General features: G+C 33.7%; 25 protein-coding genes, 1 other RNA gene and 1 riboswitch. Of the genes, 23 read left to right on the forward strand and 3 right to left on the reverse strand.

Annotation, left to right across the window (positions count from 1 at the left end):
* Nucleotides 1-15: 15 nt before the first annotated feature.
* Nucleotides 16-206: non-coding RNA, 6S RNA (gene ssrS / locus RWL86_RS04240), on the reverse strand.
* A gap of 144 nt (nucleotides 207-350) precedes the next feature.
* A riboswitch (TPP riboswitch) is annotated at nucleotides 351-440 on the forward strand.
* Nucleotides 441-595: 155 nt separating this feature from the next.
* Between ssrS and RWL86_RS04245 the strand changes: the two genes are divergently transcribed.
* From RWL86_RS04245 to RWL86_RS04300, 12 genes are all read left to right on the forward strand, one after another.
* On the forward strand, nucleotides 596-1,153 hold the full coding sequence (locus tag RWL86_RS04245) for an ECF transporter S component (protein ID WP_314077328.1): 558 nt from the start codon (nucleotides 596-598) through the stop codon (nucleotides 1,151-1,153).
* Nucleotides 1,154-1,156: 3 nt separating this feature from the next.
* Nucleotides 1,157-2,512 carry an ABC transporter ATP-binding protein gene (locus tag RWL86_RS04250; RefSeq protein ID WP_314077329.1) on the forward strand — a complete coding sequence of 452 codons (1,356 nt, stop codon included), beginning with the start codon at nucleotides 1,157-1,159 and terminating at the stop codon, nucleotides 2,510-2,512.
* Nucleotides 2,496-3,149 carry an energy-coupling factor transporter transmembrane component T gene (locus RWL86_RS04255; protein WP_314077330.1) on the forward strand — a complete coding sequence of 218 codons (654 nt, stop codon included), beginning with the start codon at nucleotides 2,496-2,498 and terminating at the stop codon, nucleotides 3,147-3,149. Before RWL86_RS04250 ends, RWL86_RS04255 begins: the two co-directional genes overlap by 17 nt.
* A 4-nt stretch (nucleotides 3,150-3,153) precedes the next feature.
* The gene (tenA, locus tag RWL86_RS04260; RefSeq protein WP_314077331.1) at nucleotides 3,154-3,822 is read left to right on the forward strand and encodes a thiaminase II; all 669 of its coding nucleotides are present in this window, start codon (nucleotides 3,154-3,156) and stop codon (nucleotides 3,820-3,822) included.
* A gap of 13 nt (nucleotides 3,823-3,835) precedes the next feature.
* Nucleotides 3,836-4,366 carry an energy coupling factor transporter S component ThiW gene (thiW, locus tag RWL86_RS04265; protein WP_314077332.1) on the forward strand — a complete coding sequence of 177 codons (531 nt, stop codon included), beginning with the start codon at nucleotides 3,836-3,838 and terminating at the stop codon, nucleotides 4,364-4,366.
* Nucleotides 4,351-5,178: a hydroxyethylthiazole kinase gene (locus RWL86_RS04270; protein WP_314077333.1), complete on the forward strand. Its 828-nt coding sequence runs from the start codon at nucleotides 4,351-4,353 to the stop codon at nucleotides 5,176-5,178. Before thiW ends, RWL86_RS04270 begins: the two co-directional genes overlap by 16 nt.
* A complete protein-coding gene (thiE, locus tag RWL86_RS04275; protein ID WP_314077334.1) occupies nucleotides 5,162-5,815 on the forward strand; it encodes a thiamine phosphate synthase in 654 nt (217 codons plus the stop codon). Before RWL86_RS04270 ends, thiE begins: the two co-directional genes overlap by 17 nt.
* Nucleotides 5,808-6,632: a bifunctional hydroxymethylpyrimidine kinase/phosphomethylpyrimidine kinase gene (thiD, locus tag RWL86_RS04280; RefSeq protein WP_314077335.1), complete on the forward strand. Its 825-nt coding sequence runs from the start codon at nucleotides 5,808-5,810 to the stop codon at nucleotides 6,630-6,632. Before thiE ends, thiD begins: the two co-directional genes overlap by 8 nt.
* Nucleotides 6,633-6,980: 348 nt before the next feature.
* On the forward strand, nucleotides 6,981-7,316 hold the full coding sequence (locus RWL86_RS04285) for a hypothetical protein (RefSeq protein ID WP_314077336.1): 336 nt from the start codon (nucleotides 6,981-6,983) through the stop codon (nucleotides 7,314-7,316).
* Between the two features lie 162 nt (nucleotides 7,317-7,478).
* On the forward strand, nucleotides 7,479-8,243 hold the full coding sequence (locus tag RWL86_RS04290; RefSeq protein WP_314077337.1) for a class I SAM-dependent methyltransferase: 765 nt from the start codon (nucleotides 7,479-7,481) through the stop codon (nucleotides 8,241-8,243).
* Nucleotides 8,244-8,477: 234 nt separating this feature from the next.
* The gene (locus tag RWL86_RS04295; protein ID WP_053091578.1) at nucleotides 8,478-8,984 is read left to right on the forward strand and encodes a hypothetical protein; all 507 of its coding nucleotides are present in this window, start codon (nucleotides 8,478-8,480) and stop codon (nucleotides 8,982-8,984) included.
* 26 nt (nucleotides 8,985-9,010) lie between these two features.
* Nucleotides 9,011-9,724 (forward strand): DUF4241 domain-containing protein, encoded by a 714-nt coding sequence (locus RWL86_RS04300; RefSeq protein ID WP_314077338.1) that lies wholly within the window; start codon nucleotides 9,011-9,013, stop codon nucleotides 9,722-9,724.
* A 124-nt stretch (nucleotides 9,725-9,848) separates the two neighbouring features.
* On the opposite strand, the gene RWL86_RS04305 is transcribed toward RWL86_RS04300, so the two are convergent.
* Complete coding sequence (locus RWL86_RS04305; protein WP_314077339.1) at nucleotides 9,849-11,111, reverse strand: replication-associated recombination protein A; 1,263 nt, start codon at nucleotides 11,109-11,111, stop codon at nucleotides 9,849-9,851.
* A 109-nt stretch (nucleotides 11,112-11,220) separates the two neighbouring features.
* Here RWL86_RS04305 and RWL86_RS04310 point away from each other — a divergent pair, with 109 nt between their 5' ends.
* Entirely contained in the window at nucleotides 11,221-12,390 is a 1,170-nt protein-coding gene (locus RWL86_RS04310; RefSeq protein WP_314077340.1) for a cysteine desulfurase family protein, read from the forward strand.
* A 40-nt stretch (nucleotides 12,391-12,430) separates the two neighbouring features.
* Nucleotides 12,431-12,772 (forward strand): cysteine desulfurase, encoded by a 342-nt coding sequence (locus tag RWL86_RS04315; protein ID WP_314077341.1) that lies wholly within the window; start codon nucleotides 12,431-12,433, stop codon nucleotides 12,770-12,772.
* A gap of 62 nt (nucleotides 12,773-12,834) precedes the next feature.
* Here RWL86_RS04315 and RWL86_RS04320 read toward each other — a convergent pair whose 3' ends face one another.
* Nucleotides 12,835-13,080 (reverse strand): helix-turn-helix transcriptional regulator, encoded by a 246-nt coding sequence (locus tag RWL86_RS04320; protein WP_314077342.1) that lies wholly within the window; start codon nucleotides 13,078-13,080, stop codon nucleotides 12,835-12,837.
* A 208-nt stretch (nucleotides 13,081-13,288) separates the two neighbouring features.
* Between RWL86_RS04320 and mnmA the strand changes: the two genes are divergently transcribed.
* The 9 genes from mnmA to RWL86_RS04365 all read left to right on the forward strand — a co-directional run.
* The gene (gene mnmA, locus RWL86_RS04325) at nucleotides 13,289-14,413 is read left to right on the forward strand and encodes a tRNA 2-thiouridine(34) synthase MnmA (protein ID WP_314077343.1); all 1,125 of its coding nucleotides are present in this window, start codon (nucleotides 13,289-13,291) and stop codon (nucleotides 14,411-14,413) included.
* A gap of 23 nt (nucleotides 14,414-14,436) precedes the next feature.
* Nucleotides 14,437-16,941 carry an ATP-dependent RecD-like DNA helicase gene (locus RWL86_RS04330; protein WP_314077344.1) on the forward strand — a complete coding sequence of 835 codons (2,505 nt, stop codon included), beginning with the start codon at nucleotides 14,437-14,439 and terminating at the stop codon, nucleotides 16,939-16,941.
* 54 nt (nucleotides 16,942-16,995) lie between these two features.
* The gene (locus RWL86_RS04335; protein WP_314077345.1) at nucleotides 16,996-17,436 is read left to right on the forward strand and encodes an ACT domain-containing protein; all 441 of its coding nucleotides are present in this window, start codon (nucleotides 16,996-16,998) and stop codon (nucleotides 17,434-17,436) included.
* Nucleotides 17,437-17,444: 8 nt separating this feature from the next.
* The gene (locus RWL86_RS04340; RefSeq protein ID WP_314077346.1) at nucleotides 17,445-18,182 is read left to right on the forward strand and encodes an HAD-IA family hydrolase; all 738 of its coding nucleotides are present in this window, start codon (nucleotides 17,445-17,447) and stop codon (nucleotides 18,180-18,182) included.
* A gap of 2 nt (nucleotides 18,183-18,184) precedes the next feature.
* On the forward strand, nucleotides 18,185-19,549 hold the full coding sequence (locus tag RWL86_RS04345) for an MATE family efflux transporter (RefSeq protein WP_314077347.1): 1,365 nt from the start codon (nucleotides 18,185-18,187) through the stop codon (nucleotides 19,547-19,549).
* Nucleotides 19,539-20,540 carry a CPBP family intramembrane glutamic endopeptidase gene (locus RWL86_RS04350; protein ID WP_314077348.1) on the forward strand — a complete coding sequence of 334 codons (1,002 nt, stop codon included), beginning with the start codon at nucleotides 19,539-19,541 and terminating at the stop codon, nucleotides 20,538-20,540. Before RWL86_RS04345 ends, RWL86_RS04350 begins: the two co-directional genes overlap by 11 nt.
* A gap of 15 nt (nucleotides 20,541-20,555) precedes the next feature.
* A complete protein-coding gene (locus RWL86_RS04355; RefSeq protein ID WP_314077349.1) occupies nucleotides 20,556-20,786 on the forward strand; it encodes a DUF1858 domain-containing protein in 231 nt (76 codons plus the stop codon).
* Between the two features lie 4 nt (nucleotides 20,787-20,790).
* Nucleotides 20,791-22,008 (forward strand): DUF438 domain-containing protein, encoded by a 1,218-nt coding sequence (locus RWL86_RS04360; RefSeq protein WP_314077350.1) that lies wholly within the window; start codon nucleotides 20,791-20,793, stop codon nucleotides 22,006-22,008.
* Nucleotides 22,009-22,482: 474 nt separating this feature from the next.
* Nucleotides 22,483-25,630: BspA family leucine-rich repeat surface protein (locus RWL86_RS04365; RefSeq protein ID WP_314077351.1), on the forward strand; the 3,148-nt coding region annotated here is incomplete at its 3' end.

The following is a 25,630-nucleotide window of genomic DNA, read 5'->3' on the forward strand; positions in this document are numbered from 1 at the left end:
TAAAAACTTTATTGATAGATTTCCGGTGATGCCGTTTGATGTATTTGATAGTTTTGAACCCGCATTCTAAGCAGGTGGGCTTCTATGAGTTACTTCATAACTTCCACGTGCAATGGCTTGTTATCCATAACAACAATCTGAATCCCTAAAAAGTCATTAATTGTTCGGTCAACACTTAGTAAATACCGCGCACATCTCAGATTTCTATGTCACTATAGTAGCACTCATTATATAAAAAATCAATACTTATGTTGATAGCGTTTACTTATAATTGAAGCGCAAATATTTTTTTAAGCAGATAAGTTGAAAATGATTTCAAATATGATATGATAAAAGAAAATTTAATAAAACCAAAACATTTGGGGTGCCAATTGGCTGAGATTATACCCATTGAACCTGATCTGGATAGTACCAGCGAAGGGAAATGTGGAATGTTACAATAGTAATGTTTTCTAATGATTTGTTTGATCGATCTATAAAGATATTATTTTTATGATGTATTTATGTCGGAACACAAAGATTTAGTTTCTATTGCTTTGTTAATGATGTTAGTGAATGAGCCTCCTTTTGTTTTGAAAACGAAGGGAGTTTTTTTATGGAAAAATGGAGTTTGAAAGATGTCATTTTAATGGCATTATTAGCGTTTCTTTTTGGGGGCGTATTTATGGGAGCAGGATTTTTGTATGTCGCATTAGAAGTGGCATTAACGCCTGGAGGGTATCAACCTTTTGCAAATGAAATATTATTTGGATTATGGACGATGGCGGCTCCGATGATTGGAGTACTGTTGAAGAAGAAAGGAAGTTCGACTCTTGGAGAAATGTTAGCTGCTTTAGCAGAAATGTTAATGGGTTCTCATTTTGGAGTTGGAGTTTTAGTTTCTGGTTTTGTTCAAGGTTTAGGTACTGAAGCAGGATTTTTTGCAACGGGTTATAAGAGATATGATACTTTCTCTCTTACATTAGGTGCGATTGGTACAGTTGTCTTTAGCTTTATTTATGAGTATTTCAAATTAGGATATGGCGCTTATTCTTTAGGATTTTTAGTTGCATTAATTGTTGTTCGTTTTATTTCTGTTTTTGTTTTTGGTGTAGTATTTGTAAAAATTGTCATGAACTTATTGGAAAAAGTAAAAGCTACAAGAGGAAATTAATCAATGAATGGTATCACTTTAGAAGATGTGAGCGTTTGGCAAGGGAAAACTAACATTCTTCAACATCTCCATTGCAAACTGGAAATGGGTGAATTCATTTTATTAACAGGAGATACGGGGAGTGGAAAGTCAACTCTATTTCAATTTTTATCGGGCATTAAACCGATGACTTTTGAAGGTCAGTGTTACTTGTTAGGAAAAGATATTTCTTCCATAACACCTATAGAAAGAGCAACGATTGCGGGAACTGTATTCCAAAAAGCATATTGTCAATTTACGATGAAAAATTTAAGGAGCGAATTAACATTTACTCTTGAAAATTTAGGGTTTAATTATGAACAAATTCAAGAAAGAATCCATCATGTTACGACCGACACAGTAACGCAACATTTATTAGATCGTCCTTTTGTTCAATTATCTGGAGGGGAGCAACAACGTTCTGCGATTGCAGTCTTATTAGCAATGGATGTTCCAATTTTATTATTAGATGAGCCATTTGCAAGTGTTGACGAGAAAAGTAGACGCTCCTTAATGAATTTATTATTTGAACTTTCTCAAAAAGGAAAATTAGTCATTATTAGTGATCATGATACGAATGGTTACAGCGAATATGTTAGCCGTGTATTACATATTCAGCAAGGTTGTTTGCAGACGGTTCCGATTAGTACATTGTCGAATCATTCGGTTATTCCATTAGAACAAGAAGGCGCATCATCAGAGAAGTTTTTCACCTTTCAAAATGTTATAAAAGAAGGCTTATGGTCGATTCCAGACTTTTCTTTAGAAAAAGGGATTACGACATTAACAGGAGATAATGGTGTCGGAAAATCAACTTTACTAAGAGCAATGGTTCAATTGTCAAAAGTAAAAGGAAATTTTTTGTATGAAGGGCAAAAAATAACAAAGAGAAATCGTTCCAAATTGTTAACATTAACTGTTCAAGAAGCGATGCATCAATTTGTTACTTTAATGCCAAGGGATGAATTGAATTTTGGAATGAATAAATTTGCTCATGCTCAAGAATGGCAAGAACGAATCCTTTCAGAAACACCATTAGGTTCAAAACTGGATACAAGTCTTATGTATTTAAGTGGAGGAGAACAAAAATTGATTCAGCTCATCTGTATGCTAAGTTTGGATATTTCTTTTTTATTATTGGATGAACCTTTTACCGGATTAGATAAAAGAAGTTGCCAATTGATAGGAGAATGGATGAAGTGGAATCAACAAACATATGATCAACAATTATTAGTCGTTTCTCATCGATTAGCCCCATTAGAAGGTGTGAGTCAACATTATATTCAAATCAGTGAGCAGACATTACAAAAAGGGGGCATGCAACATGGAAAAACAGTCTAAAAGTTTAGCTTTTTCTCTTTTTCTAATCATAATAACGATTGAATTATCGTTTGTTCCTTCAAATGTCTTGAATAGTTTTGTATTAGTTGTTGGATTCTTGTATCTGCTTTGGAAGAAGCAGTGGGGTGTTATTGGTGCTACAATGATTGTTCCATTATTTCCAGCGATTGGTAGTTATTGGTCGATTCGTGTTCAAGGAATTCATCTAGAGCTTGCTTCCGTGATGTTTACAAGAACATTTGCATTTGCTCTATTAGGATTTTTATTGGCATTTAGTGTGGATTTGGAAGAATTATTATTAGTTCTGGAACAAAAAGGACTGCCTCCTCATTTTGTCTATGGCTTATTAGTCATTATTCATGCTTTTCCATATATTCGTAGGGAAGTTGTTCAAATGAAGGAAGCGAGTCAATTAAGAGGTCGTCCCTTACATTTTTGGTCAAGCTTATATTATATCAAAGTCATTTTTACAGCTTATCACTTACAAGAGCAATATGAACAAGCGATGATAAGTCATGGATTTGATGAAAAAGGAAAACGAACACCATCGATTATTTGGAAAAATGATGGTAAAGCTTTGGGATGGATGATTTTATTATTTGTAGTAGGAAATAGTATTGGATGGTTATGGAGGTAGGAAAATGACATTTACAGAAAAAGCCATGGAAGTTTCTAAACGTTATTGGCAAGGAAGTTTTGAACATCCATTTGTAACGGGATTACAAGATGGGACATTGGGGGATTCAATATTTCGTTATTATTTATTACAAGATCGTTATTATTTAGAACATTTTAGTAAATTATATCAAATTATTTCTGATGCTTCAGATGATGGAGAAGTGAAAGAATTAATGCGTAGAAATTCGCAACATTTAGCAGAAGGGGAACAATTAATCCGAGAAGAATTTTTTCAAGAATTAGGCATTGATGAAGAAGAAATCAAAAATACACCGATTGCTCCAACTGCTTATAATTATGTATCACATTTATATCGACAACTAGCAGAAAAAAATGTCGTTGTAGCTTGTGCAGGAATGTTACCTTGTCCGTGGTTATATCAAGCCATTGGAGAACAATTAATCAAACAAGGTTCCCCTCATGAAATGTATCAACGATGGATTATGACCTATGCGGGAGAAGACAGTAAAGAAGCTGTTCAATATGAATGTGGTGTTATCGAACGATTATATCAAGAAGCAACAGATGAAACAAAAGAAGAAATGATAGAAGCATTTTATCGTAGTTGCCAATTTGAGTATCTATTTTGGGAAATGGCTTATACACACGAAACATGGAAATTAGAAGGTTAGGAAGGTTAGAAAAATGAGTAGAAATAAAAAAATTATGTTTTTAGCAATGATGGTAGCGTTAGATGTGGTTTTATCCCCATTAATGCGAATTGAAGGTATGGCACCAATGTCTAGTACGATTAATGTCATGGCGGCAATGTTGATGGGACCAGTATATGGAGTGGCGATGGCATTTTTAACAGCGATTCTTCGTATGACTTTATTAGCAATTCCACCTTTAGCATTAACTGGTGCAGTATTTGGAGCTTTATTAGCAGGGATTGGAGCAAGAATGACTAAAAATATCTATGGAGCTATGATTGGTGAATTTATTGGAACAGGTTTAATTGGTTCTCTATTATCTTATCCTGTAATGGTTTGGTTTACTGGTACAACAACAGGTTTATTCTGGTTTGTTTATACACCACGTTTTTGTGGTGGAGCGATTATCGGTTCAGCTATTGCTTGGTTAGTTTGGGCAAAATTAAAAAATGTATCAACGATCCAACGTATTCAAAAATTATTTGCACCAACTAAGGAATGTCCATTATGCAAAAAGTTTTAGAAAAAATTTTCCCATTAAAGCGACCTCTGATTCATTGCATTACGAATGGGATTACAAAGGAATTAGTGGCGAATGCATTATTATATGTTGGGGCAAAACCAATTATGGCTGAAGATAAACGAGAGATTGAATCGGTTATCCAAGTTTCATCTGCCGTATTACTAAATATTGGACATTTAACAGAGCAAAAAGAAGTTTGCATCATCAAAGCAGCAAAACTGGCGAATGCTTATCAAAAACTTCTTGTTGTAGATGCTGTTGGAATAGTGGGATTATCCAATCGTCTTGCTTTAGTACAAAGTTTATTAGACATTGGTGTTACCGTCGTGAAGGGGAACATTTCAGAAATGAGACGATTAGCTGGACTAAAGAGTAGTGCCAAAGGAGTCGATAGTGCTAAGGAAGACCAAAGTTTGATGGAATTACAAGAATTGGCTCAGGAATTAAGAAAATTGGCTAAAATTTATCCTCAAACTGTTTTTCTAGCAACAGGTGAACAAGACTTAGTCATTACTGATTCAAACTGTATTTGCCTAAAAAATGGAGTAGATTCTTTAGAATTATTTACTGGTACTGGAGATGTAGTAGGAGCTCTCATTACAGGCGTTTTAGGAAGTGGAATTGAACCACTAGAAGCGACGATTGGTGCGATTAGTTACTTTAATGTATGTGGAGAAAAAGCAAGCAAGGTACTCCAGCAAGGGATGGAAAGTTTTCGTATAGAAACTTGTAATCAACTATCAAAATTGTACCAAGAAAATTGGCAAGAAATGTTAAAAATGGAGGACTGGACAAATGAAGAAATTAGATAAAACACTAGCCCTTTATTTAGTAACGGCACGTTATGATTGGAAAGAGGAAGACTTTTTGAAAAAAGTAGAAGAAGCTTGTAGGTCGGGTGTGACTCTTGTGCAATTAAGAGAAAAAGAATGTACTACAAGAGAATATTATGAATTAGCAACAAAAGTTAAGGATATAACAGACAAGTATCACATTCCTCTTATAATTGATGATCGAGTGGATATTTGTTTAGCCGTTGATGCTAGTGGTGTGCATATTGGAGCAGATGAGTTACCTGTTGAAGTAGTTCGTAAACTCATTGGAAAAGACAAAATTCTAGGAGTTACAGCTAAAACAGTTGAACGTGCAGTAGAAGCAGAACAACATGGAGCAGATTATTTAGGTGTAGGAGCTATCTATCCAACGACGACAAAAGTCATTACTCAACCAACCTCTATTGAAACTCTAAGGGAAATTGCTACAACCGTATCGATTCCTATCGTAGCCATTGGGGGTATTAAAGAAGACAATATGGAACCGCTAAAAGGAACAGGGATTGCAGGTGTTGCTATTGTCAGTGAGATAATGAAAGCTAAAGATATCAAACAAAAATGTTACTGTTTAAGAAAGAAAGTAACGGAAATTTTAGGAGGTGAAGCAAATGAGTAATGAAACCATTCAAGTAGTGACCATTGCTGGATCTGATTCAGGAGGCGGAGCAGGAGCTCAAGCAGATTTAAAAACGTTTCAAGCTCGACAAGTTTTTGGAATGAGTATTTTTGTAGCTTTAACAGCGCAAAATACTTTAGGAGTACAAGCAGTTCATGAAGTACCTAGTGCATTTATTGATGCGCAGTTTCAATCATTAGCAAGTGATTTTCATATTCGTGCAGCAAAAACAGGAATGTTAGCAGATAGTCGAGTTGTTCGCACTGTAGTAGAAAATTATAAAAAAGTAAATTTTGGTCCATTAATTGTGGATCCAGTTATGATTGCTAAAGGAGGACATCCATTATTACAACCAGAAGCGATTGAAACGATTAAAAAAGAATTATTACCAATTGCCACAGTTTGTACACCAAATTTACCAGAAGCGGAAGAATTAATTGGCAAGAAAATCTTAACAGAAAAAGATATGATGCAATCTGCAGCTATTATACAAAATCTTGGCGTAAAAAATGTCATTATTAAAGGTGGACATGGAACACTGGATATTGTAAAAGACTTTGTCTTATTAGAAGACGGAACATCATTTTGGACAGAAGCTAAACGAATTCAAACAGCTTCTACCCATGGAACAGGTGATACATTCTCCGCTTGTATTACAGCTGAATTAGCAAAAGGACAACCTTTGAAAGAGAGTATCATTACAGCTCGCAAATTTATTCAAGGAGCAATTGCTCAACCAATCTATGTAGGAAATGGACACGGCCCAACAAATCACTGGGCGAAGTTAGATGACAGTATTCGAGTAATTGAAGCGTAAGAAAATAGGAATATGACTTTTCGATGTAGGAGAGGATGACAGTATGTTTTGTCACTGATCTTACTATTGGGGAGTTGTATTCCTTTTTTAGTGAGTTGTTTACATTTTGTCAATAAGTAATTTTAGACAAAAGTCCAATTAACTTAAATAAACAAATCCTTTTTGAAAGTGAGGAGCATAGAAAATATTGGAGGAGGATGAAAAAAGATAATGAGTTGGATACAATTTGTAGCCAACTGAAAATGAAATTAAATAAAAACAGGTACGGTTCCTAGACTTACATTTTAAGTCAAAATTGACAAAAAAATAAAAACGTTTACAATATAAAATGTAAAGGAGATGAGTATTATGGTACACAATAAAAAATGGTTTTACGGATTTATTCTACTCTTCTTAGGGAATACGCTTTTGTTAAGGTCAACAGAGTTTTCTATAATACTGTCAATTATAATGATACTATTAGGTCATTTATTCATTATACTGATTGGAAAAGAACAGTTTGGTCTGAAAAAAATTATTAAAAGTAATATTGTGATTGCGTTAGTTTTTACGATATATTATTTTGTTTTCAATCAAATGCAATTAGGGTTGTTCCATAATATTTTCATTGCACTGATAACGTATATTTCATTTTGGTATTTAAGTCAGTCAAAAGAAAAACAAGAAACGAAGAAAATCAAATAAACATTTTCTGATAGTGGTGTGATTGTAACGTTGTTTAATTGAAATGATAGGATCGATTATGAGGCTCAAAATGAAGCTCTAAAAATTGTAGAGCTGTTAAAAATATAATGGCAACATATCCAACTTAAATCAAAATAGTATAAATTACGAGGAAATTATAAGATGAACAATTATATAAAGTTTAATGAAAATAGATGGAATAATGTAAACAATGACTATACTGCTCCATTGACACATGAACAATTAGAAGAACTTAGAAATAATCCAATTTCTGTTGCATTAACGGTCGGGAAAAAAGTTCCGGAAGAATGGTTTGAAAAAGCCAATGGAAAAAAGCTATTAGGCTTAGCTTGTGGTGGTGGACAGCAGGGTCCAGTTTTTGCTCTAAAAGGCTATGATGTAACAATAATGGATTTTTCGACATCACAATTAGAAAGAGATGAGATGGTTGCTAAAAGAGAAGGCTTAAAAATCAGTACAGTTCAAGGAGATATGACAAAACCATTTCCATTTGATGATGAAACTTTTGATATTATTTTCAATCCGGTTTCTAATGTATATATCGAAGATCTAGAGAACATGTATAAAGAAGCCTCTCGAGTATTGAAAAAGGGCGGACTATTAATGGTCGGATTTATGAATCCTTGGATATATATGTATGATGCTGATATTGTTTGGGATCAACCCGATGAGGAATTACTTTTGAAGTTTCCACTTCCTTTTAATTCAAAAGAACTTGAACAAGAAGGCAAGATAACTATAAATCCAGAATATGGATATGAATTTAGCCATACATTAGAAAGTCAGATTAGAGGACAACTTAAAAATGGTCTTGCTATGATCGATTTTTATGAATCATGTGATAAAAGAAATAGATTAACCCGTTATGGAAATGACTATATTGCTACACTTTGCATGAAACTATAATATTATGAAACTTACTTCAGGAGAATAGCCCAAGAGAGTCTACACTCTCGAATTTTTATCTGACTTTTAAGTAATTCTAAAAGTGCAAGTTGGTGTTTTTACATCAACTTGTTTTTTATTCGTGAATTATTTCGCTTTATAAGGGTATATGCAAAATGGTATAATTAATATAGAAAAGTAACTATGAATTTATATTCTACAATCTTATTTTGAAAGTAAATAAGGAGAAAATTTATGGATAATACATTTATAAGATTAAAATCTTTTTTAGAAGATACGAACAATTTTGAAGAACTTTTAGAATCCGATACTCTTATATGGGTCGATCATAGAGAATATGATGAAGATATCATCTCTTATGTAAATGAAAAACTAGAAGATAAGATAGAAATAGTATTAAAAGATAATGGGAAACCTTATGGAGAAGATATTTATTTAAAACATAAAGATAAGTCATTTATGATACCCTATAAGGAAAAAATGGATAGAGATACAACCATTAAATCTATAAATGAGTTTATTCAACCCAAGTATGAAATTCGTTTTTGTATTGAAAGTCTTGGGAATGATACTTTGGCATTTGTGGTATTAACTAAAGATTTATGGAAACAATTAGAAAATGAATTCGACAAAGAAAAAGTGAGCTATTATTTTGAAGAAATAAATTTCAAAAGCAAGATGTTTGATATGGATGTCGATACTATTTTTAAAATACGTGGTGAAAGATTAGGAATAGCGTAGAATGATAAATTTTTAAAGGAGTATATATGAATACAACAAAAGAATGGATTAAAAAATATGAAACAGTAAAACATTTATTAGTTGCCCCTATGAACTATGCAGAAGTTTTTGAAAAAAATGAAATTCATGGAAAAAAATTATTTGTTTTAGAAATGGGAGAAATCATATTTCCTACGGGAGAACTTTTGGTAAGAGATCCTTTGGTTTGGCTGAGTAGAGAAGAAAAACCTTACTTAACCAAAGTGCCAAGAGGAAAGTATAGCATTGAAACTTTGGTAGCAGAAATCGAAGAAGAACACTATCGTTATGTACTTACAAGAGTAAAATTTAATGAAAATAAGCCTGTGATTTATTACGAAGCTTTAAAAGGTGATGAAAACCTAGAAGGTGTAGATAATGAAAGTATTTTTGGATTTATGGTTGATGCAGGATTGGCAACTATAGTTGATGTAGAAACAAGAGATAAATATTGTGATTTTGTAGAGAAGTGGTATAAAGAAAATACTGAAAAAAATATTTATAATGATTTTTTTGCAAAGGAATTTAAAGAAAATGCCATGAAAAATCCAAAATTTCAAAGAGAAGATGGAGACTGGATAAACTTTAAAATTCCTAATACAGATTTATCAATTCCTATGATTCAGTCTGGTTTTGGAGATGGACAGTATCCTGTATATTTTGGGTATGATGAAAAGGGTAATCTTTGTGATATTGTTTTAGAGTATATACCGATAAATTAATTTCAAAGGGAGATATATGAACTATTTATTAAATAAAGAAGATTTGATTTTATATGAATCCAAGTATGTTTCGACTTATGAAAACATCCCCCGCAAGAATTTCTTATCGGGGGATATTTCCGTATTATTGAAACTTCTTATACTGTTCCTTCAACGCTTCTTCGAATTTCGAAGTTGGGTCTGGGTGGAAGTATTGTGTATGTTTGAGTGTATCTGGTAAGTATTGTTGTTTTACCCAGTGATTTGGATAGTTATGTGGGTATTGGTAATTCGTTCCTCGTCCTAATTTTTGAGCTCCTTGATAGTGTGCATCTTGTAAGTGGGAAGGGATGTTTCCTGATTTCCCTTGTCTAACATCTGAGAGTGCTGCATCAATGGAGAGAATTGCTGTGTTTGATTTAGGGGAAAGGGCTAATTCAATCACTGCATTGGCAAGTGGGATTCTTGCTTCGGGTAAACCTAGTTTTTCGGCAGCTTGTACAGCTAATACGGCTCGACTGGCTCCTGCTGGGTTTGCTAATCCGATATCTTCATAAGCAATGACTAATAATCGTCTAATTAAGGTAATGAGTTCGCCTGCTTCAATGAGCCTTGCCATATAGTGAAGTGCTGCATCTACGTCACTTCCTCGAATCGATTTTTGAAAAGCGGAGATGACATCATAATGTTGATCTCCGTTTTTATCATGTGCGAAGACTTTTCTTTGTAGACAGTTTCCTGCGATTTCTTCTGTAATAATAATTTTTCCATCTTCATTTTCCAGAGTAGATTTCACTGCTAATTCTAAAGCATTTAGTGAACTTCTAACATCTCCATTTGAAAAATGCGTCAATGTATGTATCGCTCCGTCTGTGATTTCCACATCATAGTTTCCTAATCCTTTTGTTTCATCTGTTAATGCACGTTTGAGCGCTTGATGAATTTCTTCTGGTGTCAGTGGGATGAGTTCGAAAATTTGTGTTCGACTGCGAATGGCTGGGTTAATGGCAATATAGGGATTTTCTGTGGTGGCTCCTATTAAAATGACACGTCCATTTTCTAAATGTGGAAGAAGGAAATCTTGTTTTGGTTTATCTAAGCGATGAATTTCATCCAGTAATAAAATGACTGTTCCGCTCATCTTTGCTTCTTCAATGACAATTTGTAATTCTTTTTTTGTATCAGTGGCGGCATTTAATGTTCGAAAGGCATACTTTGTTGTTCCTGCAATGGCACTGGCAATACTTGTTTTTCCAATTCCAGGAGGGCCATATAAAATCATCGAAGAGAGTTGTTTAGCGGCAATCATTCGAGCAATAATTTTTCCAGGTGCTACTAAATGTTGTTGTCCAACAACTTCTTCTAAGCAAGTGGGTCTCATTCGGTATGCTAATGGTTGATTTTTCATAATTCTCCTCACTTTCTATCTGTTCTATTCTAGCATAGTTTAAATACTGACGTGAGTCAAAAATATTTACCTTATTTTGAAAAATATACTATACTAGTAAGAGTAGAAAATGATAGATGTAAAATTTTATCCAAAAGAAAGGACGATATCGTTGCATTATTTAGATTATGCTGCCACTACACCGGTTGTAGAGGAAGTAAAAAAGGCAATTTTTGAAGAAATGGCATATTTTGGCAATCCTTCTAGTGTTTACCAAATTGGTCGTACTCAAAAACAAAAGATTCAAGCTGCTAAAAAAGATATATTACAAGAATTACATGCTGCTACGAATGATTCCATTATTTTTACAGGTTCAGGTTCAGAAGCGAATAATTTAGTGTTTGAATCCATTTGCCAGCATTTTGCAAAAGAAAAAGGAGAAATCATTATTTCAGGAATCGAGCATCCATCGGTTAAAAAAGCTGCAGCATATGCTGAAAAATTAGGATTCACGATTATTGCGTTAGTTCCTGATGAGTCAGGTTGTATTTCTGTTAAACAAGTGGAAGAAGCTTTAACGGAGAAGACACGTTTAGTATCGATTATGACCGTTAATAACGAAACTGGAGCGTATCAACCGATTCATGAAATTGGTGAGTTATTAGTGGAACATCCTGCTTATTTCCATACAGATGCAGTTCAGGCATTTGCCCAAGAAGAAATGGATGTAGCGACTTCTCATATTGATTATTTATCTGCTTCAGGGCATAAAATTCATGCGCCAAAAGGAATTGGATTTTTATATAAGAAAAAATCTGCACCGATTCATGCACTGATTAAAGGTGGAGGCCAAGAACAAGGGTGGAGAGCAGGAACTGAAAATGTTCCATATATTGTTGGTTTTCAAAAAGCTCTTGCACTAGCGATTCAAACTAGAAATGAGAAGAAGAATAGATATATTAAATTATCAGAGTATTTACAAGAACAATTAATAACTCGTAACATTCCTTTTGAAATCAATGGGGATACATCAAAAAAGAGCCCTCATATTTGTAATGTATGGTTAAAAGGTATTCCTGCCAGTCAAACATTAATCATGTGTGATCTACATCAAGTAGCTGTTTCAGCGGGTTCTGCTTGTTCTGCTGGAAGTTTAGAGCCTAGTCCTGTATTATCACTCATGTATCCTCAGAATAAAAATAGAGTTGTAGAATCTGTTCGTTTGTCCTTTGGAGGAGAAACGACTACGGAAGATATTGATGCATTTATTTCCTCAATATCCTCGATTAAACGTCCATAGTATGCTAAACTAGAAGAAAGTGATGAAAGGAAGTGTTCATATGGCATTTACTCAAACAGCAACATTAAAAAACTCAAATCATGTTTATCAAGTATCTCCAACGGTAAAAGGATATACATTAAGAGATAACGGATTTGTCGAAACAAAATCTGGTAATTTTCAATTAATTCGCAGTTTAGATGACTTAGTAGTCGGACATCGTGGATTAAAATTAAAAGTTTCCGTTGATAAAGCAATGAAATTATTAAAAATTTCAACAACAACAAAAGATGGACTACAAACTGTTCAATTATATGGAAATGAAAAAAATGCATATGCGATTGAGAAATTAGAATTTATTCTTGAAGGTTTAGTAGAACGTGGTGTATTAGAAGAAATATAAAAAACGAGGCAGAGTTTACTCTGTCTCGTTTCTATACATAGCACGGGAAGGTATTCCGATCACTAGTGTTGATCTTCTTCGTGAGGGAGTGGCTTAAACTGCGCCACGAAGCTTAAAGTATCGCCAAAATAAAGATTTTCGCCTGGGATCTCATAGAGTTCCTGCATGCGTTTACTTAAAGAATATGGAAGATTCGTAGAATCTTTTTCATACTTCGTTAAAGTATCTTTATTAATTTTTAGGTATTTGGCGGCTTCTAAGAGTGTCAAATTACGATTAACCCGCGCTGCTCGTAAAGATATTATCATACACTTATGCCCCCCTTTTACCAATAATAATTGTAGTGAAAATAAATTTATTTGTCAAATGTATGTAAGGCTATAATTCCTATCGTTATCGCCTTTAAGAAGATTTTGAGAAAAATTTTTTGAAAAAATTTTTAGAAAGTGTTATAAAAATGATACAGCGACCTTCAAATCGTTAAAACAGAGAAAAATTAGAAATGATGGTGAATGAATGAATAAGGAAAATATCCGTGTAATAGTCGGAATGAGTGGTGGAGTTGATTCTTCAGTAACTGCTCTTTTATTAAAACAAGCTGGATACGATGTGATTGGTATCTTCATGAAAAACTGGGATGATACAGATGAAAATGGTGTATGTACAGCAACAGAAGATTATAAAGATGTGGCAGCAGTAGCTGAACAAATTGGAATTCCATATTATTCTGTTAATTTTGAAAAGGAATATTGGGATCGTGTATTTGAATATTTCTTAAAAGAATATCGATTAGGAAGAACTCCTAATCCGGATGTAATGTGTAATAAAGAAGTAAAATTCCAAGCTTTCTTAGATTATGCCCTTCAATTAGGAGCAGACTATGTAGCAATGGGACATTATGCTCGTGTGGAAAAAGACGAGAATGGAGTAGTTCGTTTATTACGTGGAGTGGATAATAATAAAGATCAAACGTATTTCTTAAGTCAATTAAATCAACAGCAATTATCAAAAGCAATGTTCCCAATTGGGCATTTAGAGAAAAAAGAAGTCCGTAAAATTGCAGAAGAATTCGATTTAGCAACTGCTAAGAAAAAAGATTCAACAGGTGTATGTTTTATTGGAGAGAGAAACTTCAATGAATTCTTGTCTCATTATTTACCAGCTAAACCTGGTAAAATGGTAACATTAGATGGCGAGGTTAAAGGAGACCATGCTGGTTTAATGTATTATACGATTGGTCAACGTCAAGGATTAGGAATCGGTGGTGGTGGTAAAACCAATGATCCATGGTTTGTTGTAGGAAAAGATTTAAGCACCAATACACTTTATGTTGGACAAGGATTCCATCATCCTAATCTTTATTCTGACTCATTATTTGCGACAGATTTGCAATTTAATACAGATGAAGAAAAACCAAATGAATTTGAATGTACTGCCAAATTCAGATATCGTCAACAAGATACAAAAGTGCGTGTCGTATTCCAAGAAAACGACAAGACAAAAGCTATGGTATACTTTGAAGAGCCAGTACGTGCGATTACACCTGGACAAGCAGTTGTATTTTATGATGGAGACATCTGCTTAGGTGGAGGCATTATTGATAAAGCTTATATGGAAGGAAACGAACGTCAATACGTTTAAAATAGATAGAAAAGAGGGAAGTCATGAGTGAAGAATACATTGTAGGAGAAGTTTTAGCGACATTTTTTGAAAATCCGCAAAATTTTTACAAAGTATTATTAATTCGAGTACAAGAAAGTAGTATGCAACTAGACTCAGATGAGATAGTTGTGACGGGAATTATTGGCACGATTCATGATCATTCCCCTTATCGTTTTAATGGAAAAGTCGTTTCGCATCCAAAATATGGGCAACAGTTTTCCGTCTTGAGTTATCAACAACATCAACCTACTGGAAAAAAAGGACTTATTGCTTATTTTTCTAGTGGACGATTTCCTGGTATTGGAGAAAAAACAGCTGAGAAGATTGTGGACTGTTTAGGTGAAAATGCGATTGAGCAAATCATTCAAGACGAGGATTGCTTAAAAAATGTACCAGGATTATCAGCTAAAAAATGTGAGAGTATTCGTAGTATTATTATCGAAAATCAAGGTACAGAACGTATTTTATTTGAATTGACGAATATGGGATTTACTCCAGTATTTGCGCAGAAAATTATGATGCTCTATAAAGAGAAAACGATGGATATTATTAAAGAAGATCCATATGTGTTATTACAGTCCATTGAAGGACTTGGCTTTAGACGAATTGATGCCATTGCGCAACAATTAGAGATTGCAGCAGATAGTTTATATCGTATAAAAGGTGCTGTTTATGTAGTGGTAAGGGATTTGTCTTATCAAGAAGGGCATACGTATTTAATCGATAAAGAAGTTGTCCTTGCAGCTCAAAAATTATTAGAACAAACTCGTTCATTTTTAATTGAACCAGATCAAATCGTGAATGCATTAAATGAATTAATTCGTGAAGGGATTATTATTTCTGAAGAAAATCATTTATCATTAGCTTCTTTATATTATGCGGAAATTGGTATTGTGAATGCAATTCATCATCGTATGGAATTGTCAAAAAAATCTCAGTATACTGAGGAACAGATAGAAGAGGCCATTCAGCATGTTCAAAAGAAATTTGGTATCATTTATGATGAGTCTCAAAAACAAGCACTCATTAAAATTATGCAAGAATCCTTGTTTATTTTAACTGGAGGACCAGGTACAGGGAAAACAACGATTATTAATGGTGTTGTAGAAATGTATCGCTATTTAGAAGAGATAACTTTTGATTCTGATGCCATTCAACTGGCGGCTCCAACTGGAAGAGCAGCGAAGCGTATGAATGAGTTAACGGGAATTTCTGCTTCAACCATTCATCGGATGTTAGGAATTTCTGCAGAAGAAAATTCTGAATTAGAAAGTGAGGATTCCGATGATTCTCGTTCGTTAAGTTGCGACTTTTTAATTATTGATGAGATGTCGATGGTCGATACTTGGCTAATGAATCGCTTGCTTCGTGCGACTCCTGCTAAAACGAAGATTTTATTTGTAGGAGATAAAAATCAATTGCCTTCTGTAGGACCGGGACAAGTGTTAACGGATTTTCTATTATCGAATAAAATTCCTTCGATTGAATTAACGCATATTCACCGACAAAAAGATTCTTCAAGTATAGTAACATTAGCGCACTCCATTAAAGATGGGCATTTACCAATGGACTTTACTCAAAATCAACCAGACCGTACCTTTATTCCATGCCGTTCGACTCAGGTTTTAGATGTGATTGAACAAATTGTGGTGAAAGCTATTAAAAAAGGTTATCAGAAAAAAGATATTCAAGTGCTTGCCCCAATGTATAAAGGAGAAGCTGGTATTCATGAAATTAATAAAATGATGCAAAATATTTTAAATCCAAAAATCGGAAATTCTGTTCGTGAAATTGAATCATTTGACCGAGTGTTCCGTGTAGGGGATAAAGTATTGCAGTTAGTTAATGTTGCTGAAGAAAATATTTATAATGGGGATATTGGAGAAATTACTGCGATTATATTTGCCAAAGAAAATGAAGATCAAGTCGATAAAATCTATGTCTCTTTTGATCATGTAGAAGTAGAATATAAACGCAATGACTTTATTCAATTGACGCATGCTTATTGTTGTTCGATTCATAAAGCACAAGGTAGTGAATTCCAAATGGTGATTTTACCAATGGTAGGTCAATATCAACGGATGTTGCAACGGAATTTGCTGTATACCGCAGTGACAAGAAGTAAGAAATTCTTAATTATGTGTGGGCAATACGAAGCATTCCAAGAAGCAGCAAATCGCCAAAGTGCAAGTCGTCAAACGTGCTTAAAAGATTTATTAGTAGGAAATAGTTTTGAAAGTTTTACGATTGAGGAAGAGAGTCATGAGATTCATACAGTAGAATCGTTAGAAAATACGACAGAATTGATTACGGATCTACAACCTAAACAACAAAGGGTTATTGAAAAGAGTACCGTCGCAGAAGAAATCGAAACGTACTCTGTAACTTCAGAAAAAGTTGTTGTGGCAGATAAGAAATCCTTTATTTTAACAATGGCATTAATCGATTCTTGTGAAATTGATCCAATGATTGGGATGGAAGGGTTAACTCCTTATGATTTTATATAAAAAATTATAGTATTTTGTCCTCGTATCGTATACAATAAGACCGAGGTGAAAGTTATGGAAAACCAAAAACATTTTTTAGTGTCAGCAGATGCTGTGCCTCCTGTGTTTTCTAAAGTACTAAAAGCAAAAGAATTATTAGCAACTAACCAAGCAAAGGACGTTACAGAAGCAGTAAAATTAGTAGGAATTTCACGTAGTGTGTATTATAAGTATTATCGAAAAGTTCAAGGATTTTCGTCAGTGACTTATGGAAGAAAAGCTTCGTTGAATATTCATATGAAAAATGAAAAAGGAACATTGTCTAAAACATTAGATTTATTTGCCAGTTATAATATGAATGTATTAACGATATTCCAAGGATTAGCAATCCATAGTGTAGCGATTGTTCAATTAATGTTAGATATTTCCGAATCAACGACTGATTTATCCGTGATTTTAAAGCAAATTGAAGCGATGGATAATATTATCGGTGTTGAATTACAAAATGTAGAGTAGGAATTCAAATGAAATTACAAACGAATAAAGGAAATCTCGAAGTAAAGGCCATTCTTTTTGATAAGGATGGCACTTTAACTAATATAGACAATCTGTGGGTCGAGCCAACAGAAATGGTCATCCGCAAAATTTTAAAACAGCATATCAAAGAAGATTCACCCATAACGATTGAGCAAATGCTAGAGTTATTAGGCATTGTTCGAGGTGAAATTGTTCCAAATAGTGTGATTGCTTCAGGAACAGTTGAAGATATGTTAGACGAGATTGAAAAATATTTTTCAATTGATAAAATGGCTTTATATGATGAAGTATTGCAAGATTTTAGAAATTATTTATTAGCACATCCAGATATGATTGTTCCAATTGGCGATGTAGCTTTTTTAATTTCTGAATTAAAACATAAGGGAATTAAAGTAGGAGTTGTGACAAACGATAGTTATATTCCAACAAAAACGATTTTTGAAATATTAAAAGTTTGGCATTTATTTGATTTTGTTGCAACACCTGATGATTATGCTGCTAAACCGGTCGCAGATTCACTTATTGGTGCGAGTCAGCAATTAGGAGTACCATTGAATGAAATCTTTTATGTAGGTGATTCCTATTTAGATATGGCATATGCCAAACATTGTGGTGGAGGAATTGCTGTTTTAACGAGCGGGAGTGATGTCCATAAAATGAAAGAACAATCTGTATTAGTATTAGATTCTGTAGAACAATTACTAGATTTTGTAATAGGAGAGTGACTATGTACGAAACAAATCATACAAGTGAACGTTTGAAATTATTATTTAAAATTTTAATTCCAGTCCTAATATATCAATTAGCGAATTTTTCAGCGCAATTTATTGATACGGTTATGACAGGACAATATCATGAAATGCACTTAGCAGGAGTTTCCATTGCAGGAAGTTTATATAATCCATTTTTTACATTGCTAAATGGGATTGTAGCAGCACTGATTCCAATTGTAGGGCAATTACTTGGAAAGAACGATAAAAATGGCATTCAAAAAATTGTATTCCAATTTATGTATATTGGAATTTTATTAGCGATTCTTTTATTTTGTATTGGCTTAATTGGATTAAATCCCGCATTAAATCAAATGCATTTAGAAACAGAAGTATCCACGATTGCTAGAGAATATTTACTACTCTTATCGATTGGATTTATTCCATTTTTACTCTTTAGTGTCATTCGATCCTTCATTGATGCATTAGGGTTAACAAGAGTTTCCATGTTTCTAATGATTTTACTTGTTCCATTAAATATGTTCTTTAATTATTCATTAATTTATGGAAAATTTGGACTACCCGAATTAGGTGGTCCAGGGGCAGGTCTTGGAACGGCGATGGCTTATTGGGTGTTATTAATCGTGGCGATTGTTGTTCTTAAAAAACATCCAAAATTGAAACCTTATCATGTATTAAGTTTTGAAAGACCGCATTTACCATTGTGGAAAGAGCCGTTTGCATTAGGGTTACCCATTGGATTTAATGTTTTTGGGGAAGTAGCGATTTTTGCACTGGTTGGTTTATTAATGGCTAAATTCGGATCACAAGTCATTGCGTCACACCAAGCTGCTATGAATTTTTCATATTTGGCGTATGCCTTCCCAATGAGTATTTCTAATGCATTGACGATTATTGTTTCGTATGAGATTGGACAAAAAAATCAAAAGTCCGCAAAAGAATATATTCGATTAGGGATTTCTACTTCTGTTATCATTGCTTTTCTAACATTAGTGTGGTTATATTTTAACCGCCCAATGATTGCTGGATTATATGGAAGTTCAGAAAGTTTTATTCAATTAACAATGGTGTTTTTATCCTATAGTTTATTATTCCAAATGTTTGATGCCGTTGCGGCTCCGATTCAAGGGATATTACGTGGTTATAAAGATGCAAAAATGCCATTTATTTTATGCTTATTAGGATTTTGGGTCATTGGTCTTCCGGTTGGTATTATTTTAGATTGGATGACCGATTTAGGACCGTATGCTTATTGGATTGCATTAATTGCAGGTTTAATGTCAAACTGTTTCTTATTAATGTTGCGATTAAGAAGTGTCCAAAAAAAATATGATAAAAGGGGAGCAGTAAATGGAAAATGAATCAATTGAAGTAGTCGAAGTTCAGGAAGAAATTGTAGTGAAAAAAACGGAGTCACCTTTAAAACAGTTAATGAAACAACTGTTTAAACATTTATTAGTGTATACAGCTATTTTTATGGGAATTCTTTCTCTATTTGTCCTTAGTAGTGAACTAATTAAAATGGTGAAAACTGTGAGACCAGACTTTTTACCAATGGTAACAGAGACTTATCTGCAGAATTTATCTGACTTTGGTTATATTGTTGCAGTGATTGTTGGCATTACTATTTTTTATAAAAAACAACAGATCAATATGAAAGAAACGATTTTTTATCGTCAAAAGAAGATGACATTGGAATATTTTGCAGTGTTTGCGATTATACTGTTTGGCTGCCAATTTATTTTTACTCAAAGCGCTCAATTATTCGAATTTTTCTTAAATCAAATTGGTTTAAGTACTAAAGGTGCGATTGAATCAGCCACAAGTGCTGATGATTCCTTTATGTTAGTGATTTATGCAGCGTTTGTGGGTCCATTTGTTGAAGAATTATTGATTCGTGGTGGAGTTGTTTATCGTTTAAAACATTATGGGAAAATTTTTAGTATTCTTATTTCAGCAATGGCTTTTGGGTTATTCCATATGAATTTAATTCAAGGAGTTTTTGCTTTCTTTGTTGGGATATTGTTTGCGTATATTGCTCTGGAATATAGTTTTTTATGGGCAGTATTTTTCCATATACTAAATAATTTTGGATTTAGTTTATTAGTAGAAAATGGTTTACCTGCACTTTTAGGAGCAGAATTAGCAGATACTGTAACAAATATGCTGTTAATCATTACTAGTTGTGTATCGGTGATTTTCTTATTCCTTTACCGTAAAGAAATCAGTTCATATATCAAAGCGAACAGAACTCCAAAAGGAACCTATGGTGTTGTGTTTACAACAATGGTTGTATGGATTTATATTGTAATTTGTTTATTAGTTGGGTTATTAGGGTTGCAACGATTATAAGATGGGAGAGATTCGATGAATACGATATATTTAGACGATTCAGTATATACAACATTACAAAACCATCCTGAGGTAAAAGATTTACTCATTGAGTTAGGATTTACACCTTTATCTCAGCCGCAGATGGTTCAAACAGTTGGAAGAATTACAAGCTTAAAAAAAGGATCTAAAATTGTTAAAATCCCACTGGATTCAATTATTCGTCAATTAGAATTGAATGGATATATTGTAAAAGAAAGCAGGTAGAGCAATGGGTAATGATGCAATGTCACCATTAGAACGGCAAGAAAAATTAAAAGAATTAATGCTCCGATTACATCAAGGGGAAAAAGAAGAAATTATTCAGGAAGAATTTAACAAACATTTTGATTCTGTTTCTCCTTATGAAATTCAAGTGATGGAACGGAACTTAATGCAAGAAGGAATTACTTATGAAGAAATTATGCGTCTTTGTAAGATTCATGCTTCGTTAATAAGTGCAAAAGTAGAAGCTGGAGAAGGAATGCCTGATTTTGAAAAAGAAGGGCATCCAGTAATGGTTTTGAAAAAAGAAAATTTAGCACTTAGAGGAGCGATTGACCGTATTGAACGATTGTTACAGGTTTATCTATCTTCAAAAGATGAAGAACTGTTAAAAGGACTAAAACGACAAATCGGCTTACTCGATCAGTTTGAAAATCATTATTTAAGAAAAGAATATGCCCTATTTCCGATTATGGAATCAAAAGGAATTACAGCTCCTCCGAAAGTGATGTGGGGAGTTCATGATGAAATTAGAGAAATTTATAAAAATTTCAAACAAGCATTTCATAACCAAACGGATGATGTCATGGAACAGTTTCTAGTAGCTAAAGAAGAATTGCTAGAAATGATTTTTAAAGAGGAAAATATTTTAATTCCAATGATTGCACAAGCTTTTCATGTAGATGATTGGGAGAAGATGGCGCAAGATACCCCACAATACGGCTATTGCATTGTCACTCCTGAAGCAGAATGGAAAGTAGAAAAGAAACCATCTCCAATTCAATCTAAAGAAGAAATTCAAGAAACAGGAGATATTCCATTATCAACTGGATCCTTATCCTTAGAACAATTAGACTTATTATTAAACTTACTTCCAATGGAATTATCATTTGTGGATAAGGATAATATTGTTAAATATTACAACGAAGGCAACGGAGAAGAAAAAATCTTCCAACGCACAAAGAGTGCGATTGGTCGAGATGTTATTAATTGTCATCCACCAAAAAGTCATGCTATTGTGACACAATTATTTGAACAATTACGTTCTGGTCAAAAAGAAAAAGAAGAAATGTGGTTTAAAAAAGAAGATAAAATGATTCATGTTACGTATCATGCGGTACGAAATGCTCAAGGAGAGTATATGGGCGTGTTAGAATATGTCCAAAATATTGCACCATACGTGAAGAACTTTGAAAGTCAACCTCTTAAGCGAGAGTTGTCGTAAGGAGAAGTGACTTTTTAGTGGAAGTCATTGAAAAAGAAACTTATCTATAAATTGAAATGCGAAAAGAGCTTTCTGAATGATTCGGAGGGCTCTTTATTTTGCCTCATCGACAAATCCTGTTGGTGAATCTATTTTGTACATTTTTAAATTCCCGAAATTGTGCATTCTTATTGTAGCATTTATAGTTGTATAACTTTTTAAAAAATTGCGAAAATTTAAGGGGGGGATAGTCTGCCCTTTTTCAGAAACTGAGACTATCTTTGAATCATTACACCTAAAAATGAAAAAGAAATTTACTTTATGAGATAATTTTTTGGTTTCTGAAACAGATTTTTATTTTCAAAATTCATGATATCGCTATTTCCTCTAAAAAAGGTCACAGTGTAAATGATTTCGAGTGAAAATACTTGACAGAAATTTTCGGGGGGGGGGTAGAATTAGGTTTGTTAAAATTATTTTATTTTGAGGTGAAAAATGGTAGGAAAAAATAATGAATATGTAAACCAGAAAAAAGCTGGACATAAATTTGAAAAATATTCCATAAAGAAGTTAAAAGTTGGAGCAGCAAGTGTGCTAATCGGAGCAGGCTTCTTTTTGGGACATCATGTTGAAGCAAGTGAAGTAGTAAGTGGTACAACAGTTGTAACAACTCAAGAAAATGGAACTGAAGATAAGGAGAAAAAAGTATCGGAAGTTACCGATACTACAGTGCAACCAGAAGTTGTACCTACAACAAATAATGGAACAACAGCAACTCCAAAAACTGAAGTTATTTCAATATCTAAAACTGAAGTTGTTGAAACTCCAAAACCTCAAGAAGCTCTAGTTGCTGAAAAGAAAGCGAATGTAGAAGCTCCAGTAGAATTAAACGTACAAACGGCTGAATTACAAGAAAAAGTGAGTGCGTTACAATCAGAAGTGAATCGTATTCGTGCAAACGAAAAACATAAAGCACAAATTGAACAAGCTGAAAAATTAATCGAGGAAGCAAATGACTTACAAGCTTCAAAAACAGCTACTCAAAAAGAAGTAGACGCAAAAGTTAAAGAAATTAAATTACTAACTTTTATCTTAAAATCAATGAAAGCGAAAGAAACTGTAGAACCAAAGAAAAACCAAGACACCCGTAATGATAAAAAGATGCAAGAAGGAACTGGTTTTAGAATGGGCGAAGGAACGACTGAATCAACACCTTCAACACCTAATGGAATATCAGCAGATGTTGAAGATGCAACTAGTAAGCCAAAAACTGCAACCAATGAAGCCACGCCTAGTTCTTTTAGAGAGTCTACTTCTGTAACACGTTCTAGACGTAGAAAGAGAGAAGTTCGTTCACCGGAAGTACCTCAACCAGAAGGTAACGTGATTGCTCATGGTGAAGACGGTGTGCCTTGGGAATTATATGGAAACGGGTATCTATTGTTTAAGCCAGAAGTTGGTAAGAATACGTTGACGAATAATTCTGGTGAATCTACTTGGAAAGATAATTATGGTGAACAAATTAAGCATGTTGGTTTTGCGGGTAAGGTTTATGCGCCTGAAAATAGTAGGTTTATATTTTCTAGACATAGTTATGATAATATTAAATACACAGATAAAAAATTCAACCCGTTAACTTTTGATACTATGAATTTTGACACAAGTAAAGTAAAGAATATGAGTTATATGTTCTATGGTTTGTCTAAATTAACTAACTTAGATGTGACGAATTTTGACACAAGTAATGCAACAAATATGGGTTCTATGTTCTATGGTATGTCTAACTTAACTAACTTAGATGTGACGAATTTTAACACAAGTAATGTAACGATTCTGAGTTTTATGTTTTATGGTATGTCTAACTTAACTAACTTAGATGTGACGCATTTTGACACAAGTAAAGTAGAGAATATGGGTGCTATGTTCTATGGTATGTCTAACTTAACTAACTTAGATGTGACGCATTTTGACACAAGTAAAGTAGAGAATATGGGTGCTATGTTCAGTGGTTTGTCTAAATTAACTAACTTAGATGTGACTCATTTTGACACAAGTAAAGTAACGAATATGGGTGTTATGTTCGCTGGTATGTCTAACTTAACTAACTTAGATGTGACGAATTTTAACACAAGTAAAGTAACAAGAATGGATTCTATGTTCAGAAGTATGTCTAAATTAACTAACTTAGATGTGACGAATTTTGACACAAGTAAAGTAACAAGAATGGATCTTATGTTCGATGGTACAGGCAAACTTAAAGAACTTAAACTCGGAGATAAATTTAAAGCTGATGGGATTAGAACGATACAGACAACTCACTCCTACGGCAACCAATATACCGATAAATGGCACAAGGTTGAGGATAAAGAACGCTTATATACGGTTTCAGATTGGGCGGATGCATACGCTGGTAACTCAACTGCAACTGCTGGAACGTGGGTACGTGAAGTATCAAATGCAACTTTGACATTCCAAGGTGAGAACTTTACTCCAGTTAAGGTGACTCCAAGTGATACCGCATTACCAACATTATCAAGACCGAGTCAACCAAAACAAAATCATAAATTCCTAGGGTGGTCAAAAGACGGAACAAACCTATTGACGCGCGATGCTGTTCAACCAGGTGAAACGATTACTTTACAACCATTATGGCAACCAGTGAATAATACTACGACAAGAACTGAAAGAATACCTATAGCGACAATTTATCGTGCTGATGAGACAATTCCTTTTGAGTCTAGACAAGAAGTGGCTGGTCAAGAAGGTGTGAAAACTATCACAACTACTTATACTGTAGCTCCGTATACAGGTGAATTAACAGATCCTGTTGAGTCTGAAAGAGTTACAACTGAAATGCAACCAAAAGTGATTAAAGTAGGCAATAAGAAAGTTACCACAGAACCTATTCGAGCAACTAATAAATATGTTGCTAATGAAGAAAAAGATCGCGGTTATAGCAATCTGATAACTCAAGGTCAAGATGGTTTACGTACAATAACTACAACATACACTGTTAATGAGACGACTGGAAATCTTTCAGATCCGATTACTTCAGAAACATCTACACCAATGACTCAGAATGTCTATGAAGTTGGTACAAAACCAAAAGTTCTTTACGGTAAAGAAGGTAATAAAGTAGTTAAAACTACAACTACTTACGTAGTTGATCCGACTAATGGAAATGTAACTGAAGCTTCAGCAAAAGAAACTATTTCTGAAGATGGTGCTAAAGATAAGGTCGTTACTGAAGATATTGAACCAAAAGTTGTTTATGAAAAAGATGATTCAAGAGAAAAAGATTCAGAGAATATCACTACTCCTGGTCAAAAAGGTAGCAAGGTTACAACAACAACATATACTGTAAATGAAAATACAGGAGCAGTAGAAGAACATCCACAAGAACCTGTTATTACTCCAGCGACTAACACTGTTGTTAAAGTAGCTGCAAAAGATAAAGTTACTTATAAAAAACAAGGTGATAACGTAGTTAAAACTACTACAGTTTATACTGTAAATCCTGAGAATGGTAACATCACTGAAGTTTCTACTGATGAAGTTACACAACCTAATGGTGCTAAAGACAAAGTAGTTACTGAAGATATTGAACCAAAAGTTGTTTATGAAAAAGATGATTCAAGAGAAA

Origin of the sequence: uncultured Granulicatella sp. (assembly GCF_963515095.1) — a bacterium.
GTDB lineage: Bacteria > Bacillota > Bacilli > Lactobacillales > Aerococcaceae > Granulicatella.